General features: G+C 72.7%; 14 protein-coding genes, 1 tRNA gene and 1 riboswitch. Of the genes, 9 read left to right on the forward strand and 6 right to left on the reverse strand.

Translation table 11 applies throughout. From position 1 onward, the window contains the following. Positions 1-46: 46 nt before the first annotated feature. From gad to R4Z63_RS30925, 3 genes are read left to right on the forward strand one after another with little or no spacing between them, the layout of a single operon-like run. Positions 47-1438: a glutamate decarboxylase gene (gene gad, locus R4Z63_RS30915; RefSeq protein ID WP_037917230.1), complete on the forward strand. Its 1392-nt coding sequence runs from the start codon at positions 47-49 to the stop codon at positions 1436-1438. Positions 1439-1447: 9 nt separating this feature from the next. Next, positions 1448-2263 carry a class I SAM-dependent methyltransferase gene (locus R4Z63_RS30920; protein WP_384454216.1) on the forward strand — a complete coding sequence of 272 codons (816 nt, stop codon included), beginning with the start codon at positions 1448-1450 and terminating at the stop codon, positions 2261-2263. Positions 2264-2318: 55 nt separating this feature from the next. Further along, on the forward strand, positions 2319-3227 hold the full coding sequence (locus tag R4Z63_RS30925; protein WP_384454213.1) for an NAD-dependent epimerase/dehydratase family protein: 909 nt from the start codon (positions 2319-2321) through the stop codon (positions 3225-3227). A gap of 10 nt (positions 3228-3237) precedes the next feature. On the opposite strand, the gene R4Z63_RS30930 is transcribed toward R4Z63_RS30925, so the two are convergent. Then, positions 3238-4827 (reverse strand): sigma-70 family RNA polymerase sigma factor, encoded by a 1590-nt coding sequence (locus tag R4Z63_RS30930; RefSeq protein WP_037917236.1) that lies wholly within the window; start codon positions 4825-4827, stop codon positions 3238-3240. Positions 4828-5361: 534 nt separating this feature from the next. Continuing rightward, positions 5362-6699 carry a glycoside hydrolase family 18 protein gene (locus R4Z63_RS30935; protein ID WP_384456273.1) on the reverse strand — a complete coding sequence of 446 codons (1338 nt, stop codon included), beginning with the start codon at positions 6697-6699 and terminating at the stop codon, positions 5362-5364. A 200-nt stretch (positions 6700-6899) separates the two neighbouring features. Here R4Z63_RS30935 and R4Z63_RS30940 point away from each other — a divergent pair. The 4 genes from R4Z63_RS30940 to R4Z63_RS30955 all read left to right on the forward strand — a co-directional run bounded on the left by R4Z63_RS30940 (position 6900) and on the right by R4Z63_RS30955 (position 10146). After that, a tRNA-Trp gene (locus R4Z63_RS30940) sits at positions 6900-6976 on the forward strand. A 196-nt stretch (positions 6977-7172) separates the two neighbouring features. After that, a riboswitch (cobalamin riboswitch) is annotated at positions 7173-7252 on the forward strand. Positions 7253-7313: 61 nt separating this feature from the next. After that, positions 7314-8303, forward strand: coding sequence for an ABC transporter substrate-binding protein (locus R4Z63_RS30945; protein ID WP_037917241.1), 990 nt, complete (start codon positions 7314-7316; stop codon positions 8301-8303). Next, positions 8267-9328 carry a FecCD family ABC transporter permease gene (locus R4Z63_RS30950; RefSeq protein ID WP_037917243.1) on the forward strand — a complete coding sequence of 354 codons (1062 nt, stop codon included), beginning with the start codon at positions 8267-8269 and terminating at the stop codon, positions 9326-9328. The genes R4Z63_RS30945 and R4Z63_RS30950 overlap by 37 nt, the downstream gene beginning before the upstream one ends. Beyond that, a complete protein-coding gene (locus R4Z63_RS30955) occupies positions 9325-10146 on the forward strand; it encodes an ABC transporter ATP-binding protein (RefSeq protein WP_384456269.1) in 822 nt (273 codons plus the stop codon). Before R4Z63_RS30950 ends, R4Z63_RS30955 begins: the two co-directional genes overlap by 4 nt. Positions 10147-10227: 81 nt before the next feature. Here R4Z63_RS30955 and R4Z63_RS30960 read toward each other — a convergent pair whose 3' ends face one another. Further along, entirely contained in the window at positions 10228-12051 is a 1824-nt protein-coding gene (locus tag R4Z63_RS30960) for a CocE/NonD family hydrolase (protein ID WP_384456267.1), read from the reverse strand. A 613-nt stretch (positions 12052-12664) separates the two neighbouring features. After that, positions 12665-13648 (reverse strand): phosphotransferase family protein, encoded by a 984-nt coding sequence (locus R4Z63_RS30965; protein WP_384456264.1) that lies wholly within the window; start codon positions 13646-13648, stop codon positions 12665-12667. A gap of 209 nt (positions 13649-13857) precedes the next feature. On the opposite strand from R4Z63_RS30965, the gene R4Z63_RS30970 reads away from it, so the two are divergent. Next, a complete protein-coding gene (locus tag R4Z63_RS30970; RefSeq protein ID WP_384456261.1) occupies positions 13858-14808 on the forward strand; it encodes an aldo/keto reductase in 951 nt (316 codons plus the stop codon). Between the two features lie 78 nt (positions 14809-14886). Here the strand turns inward: R4Z63_RS30970 and R4Z63_RS30975 are convergent, their stop codons facing one another. Together R4Z63_RS30975 and R4Z63_RS30980 are read right to left on the reverse strand one after the other, a co-directional pair. Then, positions 14887-15759, reverse strand: coding sequence for an ABC transporter permease (locus R4Z63_RS30975; protein WP_037917251.1), 873 nt, complete (start codon positions 15757-15759; stop codon positions 14887-14889). Beyond that, positions 15756-18539 carry a CocE/NonD family hydrolase gene (locus tag R4Z63_RS30980; RefSeq protein ID WP_384682665.1) on the reverse strand — a complete coding sequence of 928 codons (2784 nt, stop codon included), beginning with the start codon at positions 18537-18539 and terminating at the stop codon, positions 15756-15758. The genes R4Z63_RS30975 and R4Z63_RS30980 overlap by 4 nt, the downstream gene beginning before the upstream one ends. A gap of 150 nt (positions 18540-18689) precedes the next feature. On the opposite strand from R4Z63_RS30980, the gene R4Z63_RS30985 reads away from it, so the two are divergent. After that, a complete protein-coding gene (locus tag R4Z63_RS30985; protein WP_384456205.1) occupies positions 18690-20225 on the forward strand; it encodes an ATP-dependent DNA ligase in 1536 nt (511 codons plus the stop codon). Positions 20226-20298: the final 73 nt, after the last annotated feature.

A 20298-nucleotide genomic window follows, 5' to 3' on the forward strand; every position in this document is an offset into this window, starting at 1 on the left:
TCCGAAGTGCCGGTGAATGGCGACTTTATTCACTTATAGTCCCGATATGGCCCTGCATGAGACGAAGGACGCATCCCGCCAGGACGCCGACACGGACGTGTTCGCGTCCACGTTGAGCGGGCAGATCCTCCCCAAGTACCGGATTCCGGAGGACCACTCGCCCACCGAGGTCGTCTACGAGCTGCTCCGCAACGAGCTCCTGCTCGACGGCAACGCCGCCCAGAACCTCGCGACCTTCTGCACCACCTGGTCGGACGAGGGTGTGCACCGCCTGATGAACGTCTGTCTCGACAAGAACATGATCGACAAGGACGAGTACCCGCAGACCGCCGAGATCGAGTCCCGGTGCGTCAACATCCTGGCGGATCTGTGGAACGCCCCGGCCGGCACCACCGCCACCGGATGCTCCACCACCGGCTCCAGCGAGGCTGCCATGCTCGGCGGCCTCGCCCTCAAGTGGCGCTGGCGCGAGCGCCGCCGCGCCGAGGGGCTCCCCACCGACCGCCCGAACCTGGTCTGCGGGCCGGTCCAGATCTGCTGGGACAAGTTCGCCCGGTACTTCGACGTCGAGCTGCGCCAGGTCCCGCTGGAGCCCGGCGCCACCGGCCTGCGGCCCCATCAGCTCGCCGAGTACGTCGATGAGAACACCATCGGCGTCGTCGCCATCCTCGGCGTCACCTACACCTGCGACTACGAGCCCGTCGCCGAACTCGCCGCCGAGCTCGACCGGATCCAGGCCGAGCACGGCTGGGACATCCCCATCCACGTCGACGGCGCGAGCGGTGGCTTCGTCGCCCCCTTCCTCCACCCCGACGTGGTCTGGGACTTCAGACTGCCGCGCGTCGCCTCCGTCAACACCTCCGGCCACAAGTACGGACTCGCGCCCCTCGGAGTCGGCTGGATCATCTGGCGCTCCGCCGACCTGCTCCCCGCGGAGCTCGTCTTCAAGGTGGACTACCTCGGCGGCGACATGCCGACCTTCGCCCTCAACTTCTCCCGCCCCGGCGGTGAGGTCATCGCCCAGTACTACCTCTTCCTGCGCCTCGGCCGCGGCGGCTACGCCAGGGTCCAGCAGGCCTGCGCCGACACCGCCCAGTACCTGGCCCGCCAGATCGCCGACATGGGCCCCTTCACCCTCCTCTACGACGGCAAGGGGGCCCTGCCCGCCGTCTCCTACACGCTCACCGACCCGGCCTCGGCCCCCTTCACCCTCTACGACCTCTCCGACCGGCTGCGCATGCGCGGCTGGCAGGTGCCCTCCTACCCGCTGCCCGCAGACCGCGACGACACCGTCATCCAGCGCGTCCTGGTCCGGCACGGAGTGACCCGCGACCAGATCGCCCTGCTCGTCGAGGACCTGCGCCGGGCCGTGGAGCACCTGACGGCCTCGCCCCCTCCCGCACCGGCCACCGCACCCCGCTCCGGTTTCCACCACTAGGCGCGGCGGATGGACGCGGGAGGCCCGTCCGACGTCTGGGCGCGGGGCGACGCCTACGAGCGGTACATGGGCCGGTGGAGCCGCCGGGTCGCCCAGCTGTTCCTGGCGCGGCTGGGCGCCCCGGCCGCCCTGCGATGGCTGGACGTCGGCTGCGGCACCGGGGCGCTGACCTCGCAGGTCGCGTCCCGGTGCCGGCCGCGCACCGTACTGGGACTCGACCGGTCCGGGGAGTTCGTGCGCGCCGCCCGGGCCGCCGCGCCCGTGCCCGCCCGCTTCGCCGTCGCCGACGCTTCGGCGCTGCCCCTATGCGACGCGGTGTTCGACGCCGTCGTCAGCGGACTCGCCCTCAACTTCGTCGAACCGCCCGAGGCGGCGGTCGCCGAGGCCGCCCGGGTGGTCCGGCCCGGCGGGCTGGTCGCGGCGTACGTGTGGGACTACGCCGACGGCATGGCGCTCCTGCGCCTCTTCTGGGACGCCGCGGCCGCCGTCGACCCGGCGGCCGCCGCGCTGGACGAGGGCCGACGCTTCCCCCTGTGCCGCCCCGATCCGCTGCGCGCGCTCTGGACGGGGGCGGGGCTGACCGACGTGACGGTCGGCTCCGTCGAGGTGCCCACCGTCTTCACTGGCCTTGAGGACCTGTGGGAGCCGTTCCTCTCCGGTCAGGGACCTGCTCCCGGCTACGTCGCGACGCTCGCCCCCGCGGCCCGGGACCGGCTGCGCACCCGGCTCGCAGCGACCCTGCCCGCCGGCCCGGGCGGCTCGGTCCGGCTCACCGCACGCGCTTGGACGGTCCGGGGGAGGCGCCCACCCGGCCCGCCGCAGTGACACAGGTCACGCTACCGATGTGTCACATCCGCCACCGGCGGCCGGTCGTCCGGGTGTGACTGAAACCAAGAACGTCTTGCTGGCCGGGGCGAGCGGAGTCCTGGGACACCACATCGCCGCGGCGCTCACCCGCGCCGGCCACACCGTGACCGGCCTCGGCCGGGGTGCCGGATCCGACGTACGGGCCGATCTGCTGGACCGTGACGGACTGCTGCGCGCGGTCGCCGGCCTCCGGATCGACACGATCGTGCACGCGGCCACCGCCCTGCGCGAGGCACCGATGAGGCACCGGGACATGTACGCCACCGACGACCTGCGGCTCATCGGGACCCGGCACCTGATGGAGGCCGCCCGCGAGCTCGGCGCCCGGCGCGTCATCGCCGAGTCGATGGTCTTCGGCTACGGCTACCGGGACTTCGGCCGGCACGTGGTCACCGAGGCGGGGGACCTCTTCGGCCCCACCGGCGACCGCGCGGTGGACCGCCACGTCGAGGCGATGCGGGTCAAGGAGCAGCTCGTACTGGAGGCGGACGGCATCGAGGGGATCGCCCTGCGGTTCGGCCTGTTCTACGGAGCAGGGGGCACGGAGGCCCTCGTGGAACTGCTGCGCCGCCGGAAGCTTCCGGCGGTCGCCGACCAGGGGCGCGTCCTGCCCTGGGTCGACCTGGCGGACGCCGGCCGGGCCGTGGCGCTCGCCGTCGAGGGAGGCCGGGCAGGGCAGGCGTACAACATCGCCGACGACACCCCGATGGGCTTCGGCGCGCACGTGAAGGCGGTCGCGGAAGCCTTCGCCACCCCCAGGCCGCTGAACGCGCCCAGCTGGCTGATGCGTGCCTACCCCTACGCCCACCGGATGGTCACGACGAACCTCCGGGTGTCCAACGCCAGGGCGAAGGCGGAGCTGGGATGGGCCCCGAGCCACCCCGACTGCGTCGCAGCGTTGCGCGCACTCGCCCGTGGCTGATTCGGGCCGCCTACCGCGCGCCGAAGTTCTGCGTCCACCAGGGGCCGCCCGCCCCCTGGTGGATGCCCACGCCGATGTCCTTGAAGGAGCAGTTGAGGATGTTCTCCCGGTGCCCGGTGCTCTTCATCCAGGAGTCCATCACCGACTTCGCCGTCTGCTGGCCCTTCGCGATGTTCTCGCCGTACGTCGACCAGCGGTAGCCGGCCGCCGTCGTGCGGTCCCCGGGGTCCTCGCCGTCCGGGTTGGTGTGGTCGAAGAAGCCCCGTGCGGCCATGTCGTCGGAGTGTTCCTGCGCCGCAGCCCGCAGCTTCGGGTCCTCCTTGAGGGGCCCACAGCCTGCCGCCGCCCGCTCGGTGTTGACCAGGGCCACCACCTGGCCGGTGATACCCGGCGGCGCGGGGGCCGGCTTGGGCGACGAGGCCCGCGGGCTGGGCGGGCTGCTGCGCCGCGGTGTGGGGCTCGGACTCGGCGAAGGGCTCGCCGGGGCGGAGGGGGACGGGGAGGCCGACTCCGAAGGGGTTCCGGCGGACTCCGTCGCCGAGAGGACGGCCACCGGCGCCGCGGACGCCCCGCCTTCGTCCTTCGGGCTCCCCGAACCGGGCAGGCCTCCGAGGTACACCAGGCCGCCGCCCGCGACGCAGGCGGCGACCACCGCGCCGCCGACCACCCGGCGGCGGCTCCGCCGCCGCTTGCGCAGCGCGCCCCGGCCACCGGTACCGGCCACCGGAGTGAGCTGCGTCGCCGCCTCACCGAATCCGCCGTCGGCGCCGTTCGCGGAGACCGCCTCGTCCGCGAAGGAAGCCGGGGCGAAGCCTGCCGTACGCACCCCCGCGAGCAGGGCCGCCGAGACCGGGACGAGGGCCAGCCCGGCCAGCAGCCCCTCCGCCGGGACCAGGCCGCTCCACAGCCCGGAGCACCGGACGCACTCGCGGGCGTGACGGGCTATTCGCTTGCGCCACAGCGCCGACGGCTGCCCGTCCCAGCCTGCCAGCACGGTCCGCAGCTCCCCGCATCCCGGTTGGGCGTCCAGGGCGCGCTCGACCACCCGCGCCGCCTCCAGCTGCGCCTTCATCCGCTGCACCCGGACCGCCGTGTGCTGGGGGGACAGCTCCAGCGCCGAGGCCACTTCCGCCCGGGTCAGCTCCCCGGCGCACTCCAGCCACCACAGCGACAGCAGCGCCCGGTCGTCGGGTTCCAGCCAGCGCGTCGCCCGGGCCGTCTCGCGTCGCTGGCCCGCCAGGTTGAGGCGTACGACGGTCAGGTCGACGAAGTCCGCGCCCGGGTCGGCCACGGCGCAGGCCGACTCCAGGGAGCTCTCGCCGAAGCCGCTCTGCCGGGCCTGCCAGTGCGCCCGCACCCGGTTCATCGCGATGGCCACCAGCCAGGACCGGAAGGACTCGTCCGCGCGCAGACCGCCCAGTCCGTCCAGGGCCCGCAGCATCGTGTCCTGCACCACGTCGTCCACGTCGCAGGAACCGTTCAGGGCCCGACCGACGATGTTGTAGACGAGCGGGAGGTGGGCGCCGACGAGCTCGTCCTGCGCGCGGGGATCGCCCCTGCGCGCCGCTGCCACCAGCGCTGCGGTGTGCTGAGTAGTCATGTGAATGTCCCTGTCCGTACCGGCGGTCGATGATGCCCGATGCATGGGAGACCGCGGAGGGGGGCCCCGATAACAGTTAATCGGAAGAATTTTCCCGGAGGCCATTTCCGGGCACCCACCGGGGTCACGGCAGGGGCGCCGGTGGCTCGGCCGCCGCGCGCAGGGAGGGCGCGTACGACGCGTTCTCCTCGTCGTCCAGGGCGCGGCCGCGGGGGCGGACTGCCTCCGCCTGCGCGCAGAGCGGCTGCCCGGCCGGACACCGGGCAGGGGCGGAGCGGTGAGCGGGCCCCCGACCGGGTCCACTCCGGTGGCACGGGTTGCGGATCAGTGACCCGGCCCGGCGGTGATGGTGGTGACGGCCGCCGCTTCGGATCGGCCGCCGCTTCGGATCGGGCGCCGCTTCGGATCGGGCGGCGTCAGAGGGCGGGGAGGCGGCCCGCCCGTGCCGTCGCGCTCGTCCGGGTCCTGCGGGGGGGGGCGTACGTGGAGGGGCGCCGCCGGGCCGGACGGATCTCCACGGCCCGGCGGCGCCGGTCAGCGGCCCCGCAGGCCCCGGTCGACGGCCGTCATCAGCTCACCGTCCGCGGTGTCGGCGTCGAGCGACCAGAACATCGCCCCGCCCAGGCCCATTTCGCGGATGTATCCGGTCTTGACGCGCAGCACCCGGGGGTCGTCGTACGTCCACAGGGTGGTGCCGTCGAACAGCCAGGCGTGCCCGCCGCGCCGGTCCCGGTGGACCTGGTAGGCGCCCGAATCGGCGAGCTTCTTCAGAGCCTTGTAGTCCTCGTATCCGGCGGCCCAGGTGGCCGGGGCAGGTCCGGTGGCGGGCCGGCCCATTCCGTCCCCGCCGCCGGCGACTCCGGTCCAGCCCTGTCCGTAGAACGGCATGCCCATCACGAGCTTGTGCGCGGGCGCCCCGCGCCGCTTCCAGGCCTCGACGGTGCCGTGGACGCTGAAGTCGTCACGGGCGTACAGAGCGGACTGCTGTGCTGTGCGCGGTTCGCCGGAGACGTGGAAGTCGTATCCCTGGAGGTTGACGAAATCCAGGTCGCGCATGATCCGGCGGACATCGAAGCCGGCGTCGATCTTGGCGGGCGCGGTCGGGACGAAGGCGGTCAGCTCGTACCTGGCCTTCTTCCGGCTCCGTGCGTACGCGTCGAGCTGGGTGCGGAACTCCTTGACGAGCGCGGTGAAGTTGCGCTTGTCCTCGGGCCGGTACTTCGTGTCGGCGTCGCCCGCGGAGCCGGGCCACTCCCAGTCGAGGTCGATGCCGTCGAACACGTCGGCGGCGGCTCCGGCACCACCGCGCGTGCCGTCCTGGGGGAGGTTGCCCTTGATGTACAGGTCGATGCAGGACGCCACGAGGGCCTTGCGGGAGGCCGGGGTGAGCGCGGCGTCGGAGAAGTGGGTGGACCAGCTCCAGCCGCCCAGCGAGATCAGCACCTTCAGGCCGGGGTGCTTGGCCTTCAGCTCGCGCAGCTGGTTGAAGTTGCCGGCGAGCGGCTGGTCCCAGGTGTCGGCGACCCCGTCGACGGAATTCGCGGCATCGAGCGGACGGGCGTAGTCGGCCCAGGCGTCGGCCTTTCCGGGGACGTTCCCGGTGAAGCACCTGCCCTCCGCACTGACGTTGCCGAAGGCGTAGTTGATGTGGGTGAGCTTGCCGGCCGAGCCGTTCGCGTCGAGGTCCTGGACCTGGAAGTCTCGTCCGTAGACGCCCCATTGCGTGAAGTAGCCGACCTTCCTGTACGAGCGGCCCGACCCGCCTGCGGCGGAGGCGTCGCCGTCCGCGCCCACGGCAGCGGGGGCGAAGGCGGTCAGCAGGGAGAGGGAACAGGCGGCTACGGCCAGTCTGCCGAGCATGCTGCGGCGCATGGGCTTCCTTTGCGGAGGCGAGGAGTGGGCGTGGGCGCGTGCGGCTGTGCACGCCGGAAACTATTGGTCTGGACCAGGGTGGTCAAGGGGGCGGCCGGAACTCGACCCCACCACGGAGCTCTGCCGCTGACTCCGTTCGGCGGCGCGCCGGAAACCCGTTGGATCGCCTGGCCCGACCGTGCCATGGTGGGACGCGTCGAAGGGGTGTAGCTCAGTCGGTCAGAGCAACGGTCTCCAAAACCGTAGGCCGCAGGTTCGAATCCTGCCGCCCCTGCCATCGGTTCGGACCGCCGGTCCGCCGGGCCGGAGTCGTCGGGAACCCGGCCCGACGGCGCGTCGGCGGGAGTGCGCCGTACGGACCGGACCCGGCACGCACGGCGCCGTACCGCCCGCAAGTCCGGACTTCGGACGCCCGCCCCCCGCCCCACGTGCGGGTTCTGGCAGACTGGGGCGCACAACCAGGCGGTGCAGGACAGGAAACCGGTGCGATTCCGGTACGGTCCCGCCACTGTGACCGGCCGTCTCCGCGCGGGACACCGGGAGTCAGACACTGACGCACCGCCTCTGCCCTTCACGTCGACCAGGGGACGCGGATCCCCCGGAGAGGCCCCGCCATGTCGCGTTCCCGCGCCGCCCTGCGCGCGTTCACCCCCCTCGCACTCCTGATGTCCCTGACCGCCTGCGCCGGTACCCCCGGCGCCGGGCCGCAGGCAGCCTCGGCGGACGCCGCCCCCGGCTTCCCGTACACCGTCACCAACTGCGGTGTGAGCAGCACCTACCAGGCCCCGCCCCGGCGGGCGGTCACCATGAACCAGCACGCCACCGAGCTCTTGCTCGCCCTCGGCCTGGACGACCGCATCGCCGGCACCGCCTACCTCGACGACGCGGTACTGCCCGCCTACAAGCCGGCCTACGACAAGATCAAGGTGCTGGCCGAGGAGTACCCCTCCAAGGAGGTCCTGCTCGGCGCCGACCCGGACTTCGTCTACGGCGGCTATGCCAGCGCCTTCGACAAGACACAGGGCCGTGACCGCGAGGGCCTCGCCACGTCCGGCATCGGCTCCCGCCTCAACGTGGAGTACTGCACGGAGGGGGCCGTCGGCCTCGACCAGCTCAAGACCGAGATCACCGAGGTCGCACGGACCTTCGGGGTGCCCGACCGCGGAGCGCGGCTCATCGAGGACGAACAGCGCCGGATCGACGCCGTGACCGCACGCGTCAAGGACCGGCCCCGCCCGACCGTCTTCGCCTACGACTCCGGCGAGGCCACCGCCGCCACCTCCGGAGGCAACGGCGTGGGCAACGAGATCATCTCCCTCGCAGGCGGCACGAACGTCTTCGCCGACCTCGACGACACCTTCGGCGACGTCGCCTGGGAGAAGGTCATCGAGCGCAAGCCCGAGGTCGTCCTCATCTACGACTACGGCGGCACCACCGTCGAGGCCAAGAAACAGCGCCTGCTGGACGACCCTGCGCTCGCCGAGGTGCCCGCCGTCAAGAACCGGAGGTTCGTCGTACTGCCGCTGTCCTCGGCCGTTCTCGGCGTCCGGGTCGCCGACGCCGTGGAATCGCTGGGGAGCCAGCTCCACCCGAATCCCGCGTGAGGCTCCGCACCGGCGCGGTCCTCGCCGCCCTCGCCGCCGCGTTCGCCGTTTCGGCGGTCGCCGGCCTGGCACTGGGGCCCGTGCGGATCGCCCCCGACCGCGTGCTCGACATCGTCGTCCGAGGCCTGACGGGGGACCGGCCCGCCGGCGCCTTCGCCTCCATCGTGTGGGACGTGCGGATGCCGAGGATCCTCCTCGGCGCCGTCGTCGGTGCCGGCCTCGCGGTGGCGGGCACCGTGCTCCAGGCCCTCGTGCGCAACCAGCTCGCCGACCCGTTCCTCCTCGGAGCCTCCTCCGGGGCCTCCGCCGGAGCCGTCCTCGTGATCGTCTTCGGCACGGCCGCGGCCGGATTCGGCATGGGCGTACCACTGGCCGCCTTCGCGGGCTCGATGGCCGCGCTCGTCGCCGTCTACGCGATGGCCCGGCGCGGCGGCACCATGACCACGGGCCGGCTGGTCCTGGCCGGCGTGGCCGTCCAGTACATCCTGTCCGCCCTCACCAGCCTGGTCCTGGTGCTCGCCGCGCACCCCGACCAGATCCGCTCCGTGCTGTTCTGGACCCTCGGCGGCCTCGGCGGGGCACGCTGGGACGAGCTGGCCCTGCCGACCATCGCACTGCTCGTCGGCGGGGCCCTGCTCCTCACCCTCGCCCGGCCGCTCGACCTGCTCCTCGCCGGGGAGGAGGGCGCGCACACGCTGGGACTGGACACCGGACGTTTCCGCGCCGCGGTGTTCGTCCTGACCTCCCTCGTCATCGGCGTGCTCGTCGCGTGCAGCGGGGCCATCGGGTTTGTCGGACTGATGGTCCCGCACGCCGCCCGGATGGCCGTGGGCGCCGGCCACCGGGCGCTGCTGCCCGTCGCCGCACTGGGCGGGGCGGTGTTCCTGCTCCTGGCCGACCTGATCGCCCGCACGGCCGCCGCCCCCGAGGAGATACCGGTGGGGGTGGTCACCGCGCTCGTCGGCGGGCCGTTCTTCCTCTGGATGCTGCGTCGTTCCAGCCGTACCGAAGGGGTGACCGGGTGACCGGGAGCGGGCCGGCCCGGCCGGTGGAACTCGCGGTGGAGGGCGTGCGCTACGAGACCGACGGGCACACGCTGCTGCACGGGATCGACCTCACCGCCAAGCCCGGCGAGACGGTGGGAGTGGTCGGCCCCAACGGCAGCGGCAAAACCACCCTGTTGCGCTGCGTCCACGGGGCCCTGCGGGCGACCGCCGGGCGGGTGCTGCTGGACGGGGCCGACGCCCGCAGCCTCACCGTCAAGGAACGGGCACGGCGCGTGGCGGTGGTGCCGCAGGACGCGACCGGTACGTTCGGGCTCACCGTGCGCGAGGTCGCCGCCATGGGACGCAGCCCGCACAAGCGCTTCTGGGAACAGGACGGCCCATACGACAGGCAGTGCGTCACCGCGGCTCTGGAGACCGTGGGGGCGGGTGCCTTCGCCTCCCGCCGCTTCGACGAGCTGTCCGGAGGTGAGAGACAGCGGGTCCTGGTGGCGCGGTCCCTCGTCCAGGACCCTGGACTGCTCGCCCTCGACGAGCCGACCAACCACCTCGACATCCGCTACCAGCTGGAGGTGCTCGGTCTGGTCAGGGCGCTGCCGGCCACCAGCCTCCTCGTCCTGCACGACCTGAACCTCGCGGCCGCCTTCTGCGACCGGCTCTACGTCCTCGCGGCCGGCCGGGTCGCCGCCTCGGGGCCACCGGCCGAGGTGCTCACCGAGGAACTGCTGGCCGAGGTGTATCGCGTGCGGGCCCGCATCGAGGTCCACCCCGACACGGGCGCGCCCAACGTCGTCTACCTGCCCGAGGCGGCGGGCTCCTGGCGGAGTGCTGCGGGGTGATGGACCGGGCCGGGACGGTGGCGAAGCCCAGGGTGACACCGTTCCCGGCCGACCCGGCCGGGGTGCTCCTGCCGTGCGGGGCTATCCCAGGGGCAGGACCAGGCGGGCGGAGGTGTCCTCGGCGGCGGTGAGCGTGATGCTGTGGGCAGCGCCGTCGCCCGCGTCGGAGTAGAGCTGGTCCTTGCTGTTCACCACGAGCATGAGCCGGTGGTTCGGGGCGAGGTCGTAGCCGGCGGCCTGGAGTTGCCAGGTGGCCCTGCGGTCCTCGCCGGGGGCGAGCTCTCGCAGCGTAAAGGGCTCGTGCGTGATGATGCGGGCGGTGTCGTCGGGGGCGACGTCGAACAGATAGGCCACCAGGGTCGCGTCCGGGGCGGAGCTGCGCACGGTCAGCGTGAGCTGGGGGACACCGCGGATGCGGCGGCCCGTCTGGAGCGGGCCGCTGGTCCATACGGCGAGGTGCCGGCGGTCGAAGGTGCCCGTGGGGTAGGGCTTCGGGTTGCCCTTCCACTCCGCCTGGCCCGTGGTGATGATGGCGTCGACCGCGGTGGCGGCCGTGATCTGCCCGGCCGTGAACTCCCGCTTCCAGCCCGTCTCCGGCGCGGTGCCGAGGCCGCCGTCACGGCGGTCCGTGGAGGAGGCGGTGAGGTACCAGGATTCGGTGGAGGCGGTGACGTCCGCCCAGGACTGCGCCGCTTCGCGGACGGCCGGTTCGGTGATGACGTGCTGGCCGGTCCCGGGGTCGGGCTCGGTCCGGTAGGTGAACATGATCTGGTTGCTCAGCGGCGTCCAGCCGGGAACGCCGTTGTCGGCCCCGAGCAGGTGGTGGTCGAGCCAGGCGAACGCCTCCTCGACGGGCAGGTTCGGCCCGCTGAACGGGATGGTGAGGCCGGCGCCCTCGGGCGCGGCGTGGTCGCCGATCCAGAGGTTGAGCCGCTTGGGCACGGTCAGCCGCTCGAAGTGCTCGATGGCCTGGTTGGCCGGGAACAGCGTTTCGTGCCAGGTGTTGGAGATGAAGGTGGGGACGCCGCGGGCGTTGGTCCGGTCGGCGTACGAGGACGGGGAGCGCTTCTTGCCCCAGGCCACCACGCCTTCGAGGTTCTCGCCGGCCAGGAAGTCCTCGAGGATCTGCCGGGTCGCCGGGTCGAACTTCCGCTCGATCGGCCCCCCGGTGAAGTCGATCAAGGCCTGTACGGCCTTCATGTGCCGGGTGTCGTTCTGGTAGAGGCTGTCGGCCAGGTCGCCCCACGTGCTCAGGGCCACGACCGCGTCCACGCGGCCGGTCGGGTCGTGGGCCGCCACCAGCTGGCTGATCCCGGACCCGTAGGACTCGCCGAGGAAGGCGATCTTGCTCGGTGCGAAGTGCTGCTGGGCGTAGTCGATGACGGTGGAGCCGTCGGCCCAGTCCGAAGGGCCGGCCACGTCGATCGTGCCGCCGGAGGTCCAGGGCGCGTCCGCGAAGGAGCCGTCTGAGACGGGGAAGGTGAGGCCAATGCCGCGCGGAGTGTAGGCCAGGACGTGGTAGCCGCGGAGCGCCAGCTGGAGGTAGGCGTACTCGAAGATGATCCAGCCGAACGGAGTCCAACCCGACGGCACGATCACCACTGGGCGGGGCTCCGAGGTGTTGAGCCTGATGGTGTGGGCGGAGAGACTCACGCCGTCGTGGGTGGTGATGCGGGGAAAGCCGAAGGTCGCCTTCTGCCGCACCTGTTCCGTCAGCCGCTGGAGTTCGGGGGTGAGCAGCGGGGTCTCGGCCGTCCCGTTCAGCGTGGCGACCAGCGCCTCGGCGACGTTGACGGCGTCCGGGTCCACGGACGTGGCCGAGGTGTAGATGCCCTGCCCGGAGATCCGGATCAACTGGGCCGCGGTGACGGGGGTGATCGGGTTGTCGTCCTGCGAGTGGCTCACGAAGTCGTCCTCTCGAAATCGCAGACCGGGCGTGCCGGTCGGTGCCGTGGGGATCCGTTCTAGCCCTGTCGGTGGACCTCGTAGCGCATATCAGGACATCTCCGCTCTTGGTGACGATCTGCGAGCTTCACTCGTCCAGACGGTTTGAACGCTCCCGGCCCGCCCGCGTCGAAGAAAACGGTCAAGGTATGCCATCAGGCGATCGCCCGCAGTCCCCGAGGGATGGTGACTGATCGACCTGATCCGGCCGCAGGTATGCGGCAGAACGGGCGAGAGGGGTGGCAGGCGCCCCACTCGGCCGTTCTAGGCTGGCTCCTTGTCGTTTCCGAACATCGGACGGTCATGTGGGAGCGGGAGATGGCGTACGGCGGCGAAGATGAACGATTCCGCACAGGATGGCCGGGAGTCGAACGCGCCACGCGACCGCCCGAACCTAGACGTCTCAGGGGGCGAACAAGTCAAGCGGCGCCTCGGTAATCGGCTTGCGGACCATGAGGCGAACCCGTTGCACCCTTACGATCTCGGCTCGCCTGGAAGACGGGTGGTTCGAATGTCCCGAACAACTGCCTGCATGACGGGGTTGTTCTCTTGGTCGCAGGCCACCGATCCGGCTTCAGGCGTAGCGTGCGAAAAGCGCCTGGAGGTATCCCTCCAGCCGCCTGGTCAGCAAGGTGGGGGTCAGATTGGCACGGCCTACTTCGCGCCATGGGACGGCGACCTTCTCCGCGTCAGGAGCGAAGGCCAAGGCGTCCAGCAGGCGCCAGTAGAGATGAGAAGCGTGATCTTCAGCCAGCGTCCCTCCCGCCGCAACGTAGAGGTCGGCGAACTGCATGCCCGTGGAAACCCCGTGCAGCAGGGCGAGGGCTGTCGAGCAATGGGCCACGTCCAGGTCGGCCGGTCCCCACGAGGTCTCCACCCAGTCGACGACGCCGCTGATCCGCAATCCGTCGCCGTCGCCGGTGAAGAGGACATTGCCGGGATGGAAGTCCCGGTGCAGGAAGCAGGCCCGGTAGTCCGGGGGCTCGCGGCGGATCACGTCCACGGCCCGTTGCCACAGCTCAGGCCGCTCGGTGTCTTCGGGCGGGTTCACCCGCTCGGGAGAGGTCCACGCCTGATAGGTGCGAGGCCGTGCCTCTGCGGTCACTGGCAGCCGGTGGATGCGCAGCAACTGGCGGGCCAGCAGTTCGGCACGCCGGTCGGCGCCCTCATCACCCAGACGCACGGTCCCAGGCAGCAGGGACATCAGCAAGGACGGATGGTGGCAGTACTGTGCTGTCGGGTCCACCGCCACCAGCCTGGCCGCGGGCACATCCGTGCTGCCGAGCAGGCGCAGAATGGCTGCCTCGCGGGTCAACAGGCCCTCCGCGTGGCGAACGTAGAAGGGCTTGACGAAAGACCGCAGGACCAGCGACCGTCGACCGCCCGGCCCGCAGATGTCCAGACGGCGCATTTCCGACGTCCAGCCGCCACGGAACCTCGAAACGTCCTCGATGCGTTCTGCCTCGGTAAGCCCCTTCTCCACCCAGGCACGCGTTGCACCCCAGCCCTGGTCCTCAAGATTGTTACCGGTGTGCTCGGTTCCCTCGCCCGCAACCATGGGGGCAGGCTACCGCCACGGATCCCACCGGTGGACAGCGGCGCCAGTCTCAGAGCGGGTCTCCAGGACCATGAGGGCCGAAGGCGTTCCGCTGCCCGTTGTCGACCGCTCACCCAGCCCTTGCGAAGACCGGACTGAGCCGCCTACACCCCGGATTAGACTGACGAGCTGTTGATCATGTACGCGTCGAGTCGGAGGAACGAACACACATGCGCCATCTCCCCCTGGGCAGTTCCGGTCTGCGAGTGTCCGCGGTCGGCCTCGGCTGCAACAACTTCGGCGGCCGGCTCGACGCCCGGGCCACCCGCGCCGTCGTCGACGCCGCCCTGGACGCGGGTGTCACGCTCCTCGACACCGCCGACATCTACGGCGGCGGGGGCGACTCCGAGCGGCACCTCGGGCAGGCCCTGAAGGGCCGTCGCGACCAGGTCGTCCTCGCCACCAAGTTCGGGTACGACGGCGTCGACATGAAGTACGGCCCCGCCGCCGGATCCCCCGGCGGCCGCGCCTACATCCGGCGCGCCGTCGAGGAGTCCCTGCGCAGGCTCGGAACCGACCGCATAGACCTGCTCCAGCTGCACAGCCACGACCCGGCCACCCCCATCACCGAGACGCTCGCCGCGCTCACCGAGCTCGTCGCCGAGGGCAAGGTCCGCTACGTCGGCCACTCCAACTTCTCCGGCTGGCAGCTCGCCGAAGCCGCCCACGTCGCCCGCGAGAGCGGATTCGTCCCCTTCGTGTCCGCGCAGAACGAGTGGTCGCTGCTGGAGCGGTCGGCCGAGCGCGAGCTGGTACCCGCGGCACTGCACTACGGGGTCGGCGTACTCCCGTACTACCCGCTCGCCAACGGCCTGCTGACCGGCAAGATCCGCCGAGGCGCGCCCGTCCCGGCCGGCTCCCGCCTCGAAGGCAGGGACAGCTACCTCACCGAGGAGCGCCTCGACGTGGTCGAGGCGCTGGCCGCGATCGCGGAGAAGTACGGCCGCACGGTCCTGGAACTGGCCATCGGCTGGCTCTCCGGCCAGCCCGGCTGCGCCTCGGTGATCGCGGGCGCCACTTCCCCCGAGCAGATTCGGGCCAACGCCGCTGCCGGCGAACGCCCGCTGGACGCCGACCTGCTCGCCGAGATCGACGCGATCGCCCCGGCGGTCCCCGCGTAGGGCCATGCCCGGCAGACGAGCGCTCCCCGTGCCCCAAGGGCAGGAGGAGCGCTCGTCGAGCAGGCTGCCGGCCGCCCGTCAGGACACGATGTCCTTGCGGGAGAAGCCACGGAAGGCGAGGGCGAAGAGCACCAGCGCGTAGGACACCGAAACCACCGCCCCCTTCACCATGCCGCCCCACTCCAGCTGGGGTTGCAGGGCGTCCGCCCACGCGAACTGCCAGTGCGCCGGCAGGAACTCGCGCCAGGAGCCGAGCGCCGTCACCGCGTCCAGCACGTTGCCGACGATCGTCAGCCCGACCGCGCCGCCCACCGCACCCAACGGTGCGTCCGTCCGCGTGGAGAGCCAGAACGCCAGCCCTGCCGTCACCAGTTGCGACACAAACACGAAGGCGACCGCCAGCGCGAGCCGCGGCACCGTGTCCCCGGCCGCCAGCGCCCCGCCCGCCGGGAGCTTCAGCGGCCCCCACCCGTAGGCGGCCGTGCCGGCGGCCAGCGCCACCACCGGCAGCAGCACGATCGCCGCCAGGCTGAAGCCCAGCGCCACCACCAGCTTGCTCCACAACAGCCGCGCCCGCGGCACCGGTGAGGCCAGCAGGTAGCGCAGCGAGGACCAGCTCGCCTCCGAGGCCACGGTGTCCCCGCAGAACAGCGCCACCGGCACCACCAGAAGGAAACCGGCCGAGACGAACAGACAGGTCGCGGCGAAGTTCGCGCCCGAGGCCGTGGCCGTGTCGATCAGGGTGATCCGGTTGCCACCGCCGCGCCGACTGCCCGGCCCGCCCCCCACCGCGAACGCGATGATCAGGATGAAGGGCAGGGCGGCCAGCACCCCGCCCATCACCAGGGTCCGCCGCCGGCGCCACTGCCGCAGCGCCTCCACGCGCAGCGGGAGCGTCCGGCTCGCCCGGTAACCGGAAGCCGCCTCCCGCGCCGTCGTCGCCGTACTCACGCAGGGCCTCCGATCAGGGTGAGGAACGCGTCCTCCAGTCTGCGGTGCGGCCCCACTCCGGTCACCGGCACCTCCAGCCGCACGAGTTCGGCGATCAGCCCGGCGGGCGTCGCGCCTTCGAGCCGTACGAGCAGCCCGTCGTCCGTGACCACCACCGACCCCACGCCCTCCAGTGCCGCCACCTTCCCGACGGCCACCTCGTCCACCGGCTCCGCCAGCGTCACCAGCAGGGTGTCCCCGCCCCCGGTGATCTCTGCGACCTCGCCCGCCGCCACCCGCTGCCCGCGGTCCATGACCACCAGGTGCGTACAGGACTGCTCGACCTCCGACAGCAGGTGGCTGGAGACGATGACGGTCCGTCCGCCGGCCGCGTAGCGGATCATCACGTCCCGCATCTCGCGGATCTGCGGCGGGTCCAGCCCGTTCGTCGGTTCGTCGAGGATCAACAGGTCCGGCATCCCGAGCATCGCCTGCGCGATGGCGAGCCGCTGCCGCATGCCCTGGGAGTACGTGCGCACCGCGCGCTCCAGCGCGTCGCCGAGCCCCGCGATCTCCAGCGCCTCCGCCATGTGGGAATCACCGGCCGGGCGGCCGGTGGCCTGCCAATACAGCTCCAGATTGGCCCGGCCGGTCAGGTGCGGCAGGAATCCCGCGCCTTCGACGAAGGCCCCGACCCGCGACAGGACCGGCGCCCCGGCCCGCACGGGGTGCCCGAACACCCGGATCTCCCCGGCGTCCGGCGAGATCAGCCCCATCAGCATGCGCAGCGTGGTGGTCTTCCCGGCTCCGTTCGGCCCGAGCAGCCCCAGCACCTGCCCCTTCTCCACGCGCAGCGAGAGATCCCGTACCGCGTACCGGTCCTGCGACTTCGCGTACCGTTTCGTCAGCCCGGTGATCTGCAGCGGTACGTCGGCCAGCGCCGGGTCCGGCCGCGGTCCCCCGGACCGCGGCCCGGCCGCGCCCGCAGCGGCCCGGCCCGTCCTGCGGAACCCGAGCAGTGCCGCGGCCAGCGCCAGCGCGCCCAGCGGCAGGGCCCACGTCCAGGCGGGCAGTCCCGCCGTGGCCGTCCGCACCCGGGGCGCGACGGGCACGGCCAGCGGGCCGTCCACCGAGACCGTGTAGCGGGCCGTCGCGGCCGGGCCGGCATAGCCGAGGTCCGTGGCGGCGACCACGAGACGCAGCCGGTGTCCGGCGGTGACGGAGTGGTCGATCGCGGGCAGCCTCATCCGCACGGTGGCGCCCTGCTGCGCGTTCTCCACCCGCAGCGGGGCGACCAGCTGGGAAGGCAGGACCTGCTGCCGCCCGTCGGGCCCCACGTCGTACACCTTGCCGAACAGCACGGCGGAACCGTCCGCTGCCGTCGACCTCACCTTCAGCGTCACGGTCGGGCTGCCGGTGATCTGCAGGTCCCGGTCCAGCGGCGCCGACTCGAAGCGGGCGTTCTGCCCGGGGAAGTCCAGCGAGAATCCGGCCCCGAGGGAGGCGAGCTGCCCGCCGATGCCGGGCAGGGAGGACAGTGCGGGCGGCGCGCCGCCCGCCGGGTTGGTGAAGCTTTGCTCCCGCCCCGACAGGCTGAACTCCCTCGGGCCGGAAGTAAGCCCCGGGTAGCGGTCGCCGGTCGCGCCGCGCAGTATCACCTCGCCGTCCGTGGAGTCGATCCCCCCGGCGCGCGAGACCCGGAACGCCGGGCCGGTGTCCACGCCCTCGTCGCCCTTGAGATGGCGGTCGAACCAGGCGGCGACGCGGGCCTCCACCCGGTCCGCCTCGCGCATGCCGCCGTCGTGTCCGCCGGCCGCCCAGTCCACCGACACGGGCGCGCCGTTCGCCGTGATGGCCGCGGCCATGGCGTCGGCCTGGTCCAGCGGGAAGAGGGAGTCGTCCTGCCCCTGCACGATGAGGGCCGGCACCTTGATCCGGTCGGCGACCGCCGACGGACTGCGCGCCTCCAGCAGGGTGCGGGCCTCGGCGTCGGGTTTCCCGGCCACGGCGACGCGTTCGTACATCGCGCACAGCTCCGGGGTGAACCTCCCGCAGCCCGGAGCGGCCGGGGCACCGTCCTGGGACCCGGCGCCGGGCGCGGCCCCGTCCGTGCCCGGCGGCCGCGTGCCGCCGGTGTCCGGCGGCGCCGCTGCGGCGCGCTGCATCCCGTCGGCCGAGCCGGTGGTGAAGAAGATGCCGGACCACAGTTTCTTGAAGACCCCGCCGGGGAAGAGGGAGTCCGCGAGGTTCCAGTAGGTGATCGCCGGGGCGATCGCGTCCACGCGGCGGTCGTGACCGGCGGCCAGCAGCGAGACGGCACCGCCGTAGGAGGCCCCCGACACGCCGACGCGCGGGTCGCCGTCTGCGTCGAGCAGCACCTCGGGCCGGGCCGCGAGCCAGTCGATGAGCCGGGAGACGTCCTTGACCTCGTGCTCGGGGTCGTTCAGCCCGATCCGGCCGCCGGAGCGGCCGAAGCCGCGCGCCGACCAGGTCATGACGGCGTAGCCGTCGCGGGCCAGCCGCTCGGCCTGTGCGCGGACGTCGTCCTTGCTGCCACCGAAGCCGTGGGCGAGGAGCACGGCCGGCCGTCTCGCCCCACCGTCCTCCCCGCCGTCCGGGAGGAAGAAAGAGGTGTCGATGTCGGCACCGGGCATCTTCAGGACCTGGTCCTGGCGGTGCACGGCGGGCGTTCCGCCGGACGCGGACGCGGCCGTCCACGTACCGGCACCCGCCACGACGGCCAGGACGGCGGCGCCCGCGAGCAGGCGGTCTCGGCGGCGCCGGGGCATACGGAGCTTCATACGCGCACCCTAGACGCCCGCCACCCGGCCTCCGAGCACCCACAGGCGGATCCGGCGACCTTCTCAGGGACCAGTCCGCGGTGATCCCCTACCGCGCCTGCGGTACGGGGCCGACCTGCACGCCGCGCCGCCGGACGGCAGGATGGCCGCATGCTCCTGGCCGAGGTCGCCCGCGTGTCACGGGAAGTCGCCGCCACTTCCGCCCGCTCCCGCAAGACCGCCCTGCTCGCTGAGCTCTTCGCGGCCGCCCCGCCCGAGGAGGCCGGGCTGGCGATCTCCTACCTCTCCGGACGCCTGCCGCAGGGCCGTCCCGGGATCGGCTGGCGCACCCTGGCCCAGGAGACCGCACCGGCACCGGAACCCACCCTGACCCTCCGCGACGTCGACGCGGCGGTGAGCCGGCTCGCGGCGCAGGCCGGCACCGGGTCCGCCGCCCGGCGCAGCCGGATCGTCGCCGGGCTGCTCGGCGCCGCCACCGGGGCCGAGCAGGCCTTCCTGCGCAGTCTGCTGTCGGGCGAGGTGCGTCAGGGCGCGCTCGACGCGCTGGCCCTGGACGGCGTGGCCGCGGCCGCCGGAGTGCCCGCGGCGGAGCTGCGCCGCGCGGTGATGCTGGACGGCTCGCTTCCCCGGGTCGCCGAGGCGGCGTTGGCCCACGGGGCCGAGGCGCTGCGGGCCGTGACCGTGCAGGTGGGGCGGCCCGTACAGCCGATGCTGGCGGGCACGGCCGGATCGGTCGCCGAGGCGCTGGCCGCACTCGGACCGTGCGCGGTGGAGGAGAAGCTCGACGGGATCCGGGTGCAGGTCCACCGGGAGGGGGACGGCGTACGGGTCTACACGCGCTCCCTCGACGAGATCACCGAGCGGCTGCCGGAGGTCGCCGAACTGGCCCGGTCGCTGCCGGAGGACCGGTTCATCCTCGACGGGGAGGTGATCGGGCAGACGGCGGACGGTCGTCCCGTCCCCTTCCAGGACATTGCGAGCCGGGTCGGCTCCCGGGTGGACGTGGCGGCCGCCCGACGGACACTGCCGGTCGTCGCCCGCTTCTTCGACGTCCTGGCCGTCGGCGGCGACGTCCTCCTGGACCTCCCGGTCCGCGAGCGGTACGGGGCGCTGGCCGCTCTCGTGCCCGCAGCCGCCCGGGTCCGCCGCCTGGAGGTCCGCGACCCGGTGGCCCAGCGGGCCGAGGCCGCTGAGTTCTGGGCCGAGACCCTGCGCCGCGGCCACGAGGGTGTGGTGATCAAGGCCCTCGACTCGACGTACGCGGCCGGCCGGCGCGGCAAGCACTGGCTCAAGGTGAAGCCGGTGCACACGCTGGACCTGGTCGTGCTCGCCGCGGAATGGGGCCACGGGCGGCGCACCGGCCTCCTGTCGAACCTGCACCTCGGCGCGCGGGCCGCCGACGGGACCTACGCCATGCTCGGCAAGACGTTCAAGGGCCTCACGGACGAGATGCTGCGCTGGCAGACGGCGGCGCTGCGTGCGCTCGCCACCTCGGACGACGGTTTCACCGTGCGGGTCCGCCCCGAACTGGTGGTGGAGATCGCCTACGACGGGCTGCAACGTTCGGCGCGCTACCCGGCCGGAGTGGCTCTGCGCTTCGCGCGCGTGGTCAGGCACCGCCCGGACAAGGATGCGGGGCAGGCGGACACCGTCGAGACGGTGCTGGGCCGGGGGAACGCCCCCTGAAAGCGCCGGGGCGGGCCGAAGCGCCGGCCGGCGTCGCGGCCCCGGTCGACTTGCCTCAGAGGCAAGACGGTTT

The sequence above is a fragment of the Streptomyces sp. PL-29 genome (genome assembly GCF_058344425.1).

Bases quoted from the DNA above. Each gene is read 5' to 3' on its own strand.
- gad (WP_037917230.1), top strand. From the start codon at position 47: ATGGCCCTGCATGAGACGAAGGACGCATCCCGCCAGGACGCCGACACG.
- R4Z63_RS30920 (WP_384454216.1), top strand. From the start codon at position 1,448: ATGGACGCGGGAGGCCCGTCCGACGTCTGGGCGCGGGGCGACGCCTAC.
- R4Z63_RS30930 (WP_037917236.1), bottom strand. From the start codon at position 4,827: ATGACTACTCAGCACACCGCAGCGCTGGTGGCAGCGGCGCGCAGGGGC.
- R4Z63_RS30935 (WP_384456273.1), bottom strand. From the start codon at position 6,699: ATGCGCCGCAGCATGCTCGGCAGACTGGCCGTAGCCGCCTGTTCCCTC.
- R4Z63_RS30945 (WP_037917241.1), top strand. From the start codon at position 7,314: ATGTCGCGTTCCCGCGCCGCCCTGCGCGCGTTCACCCCCCTCGCACTC.
- R4Z63_RS30965 (WP_384456264.1), bottom strand. From the start codon at position 13,648: ATGGTTGCGGGCGAGGGAACCGAGCACACCGGTAACAATCTTGAGGAC.
- R4Z63_RS30970 (WP_384456261.1), top strand. From the start codon at position 13,858: ATGCGCCATCTCCCCCTGGGCAGTTCCGGTCTGCGAGTGTCCGCGGTC.
- R4Z63_RS30980 (WP_384682665.1), bottom strand. From the start codon at position 18,539: ATGAAGCTCCGTATGCCCCGGCGCCGCCGAGACCGCCTGCTCGCGGGC.
- R4Z63_RS30985 (WP_384456205.1), top strand. From the start codon at position 18,690: ATGCTCCTGGCCGAGGTCGCCCGCGTGTCACGGGAAGTCGCCGCCACT.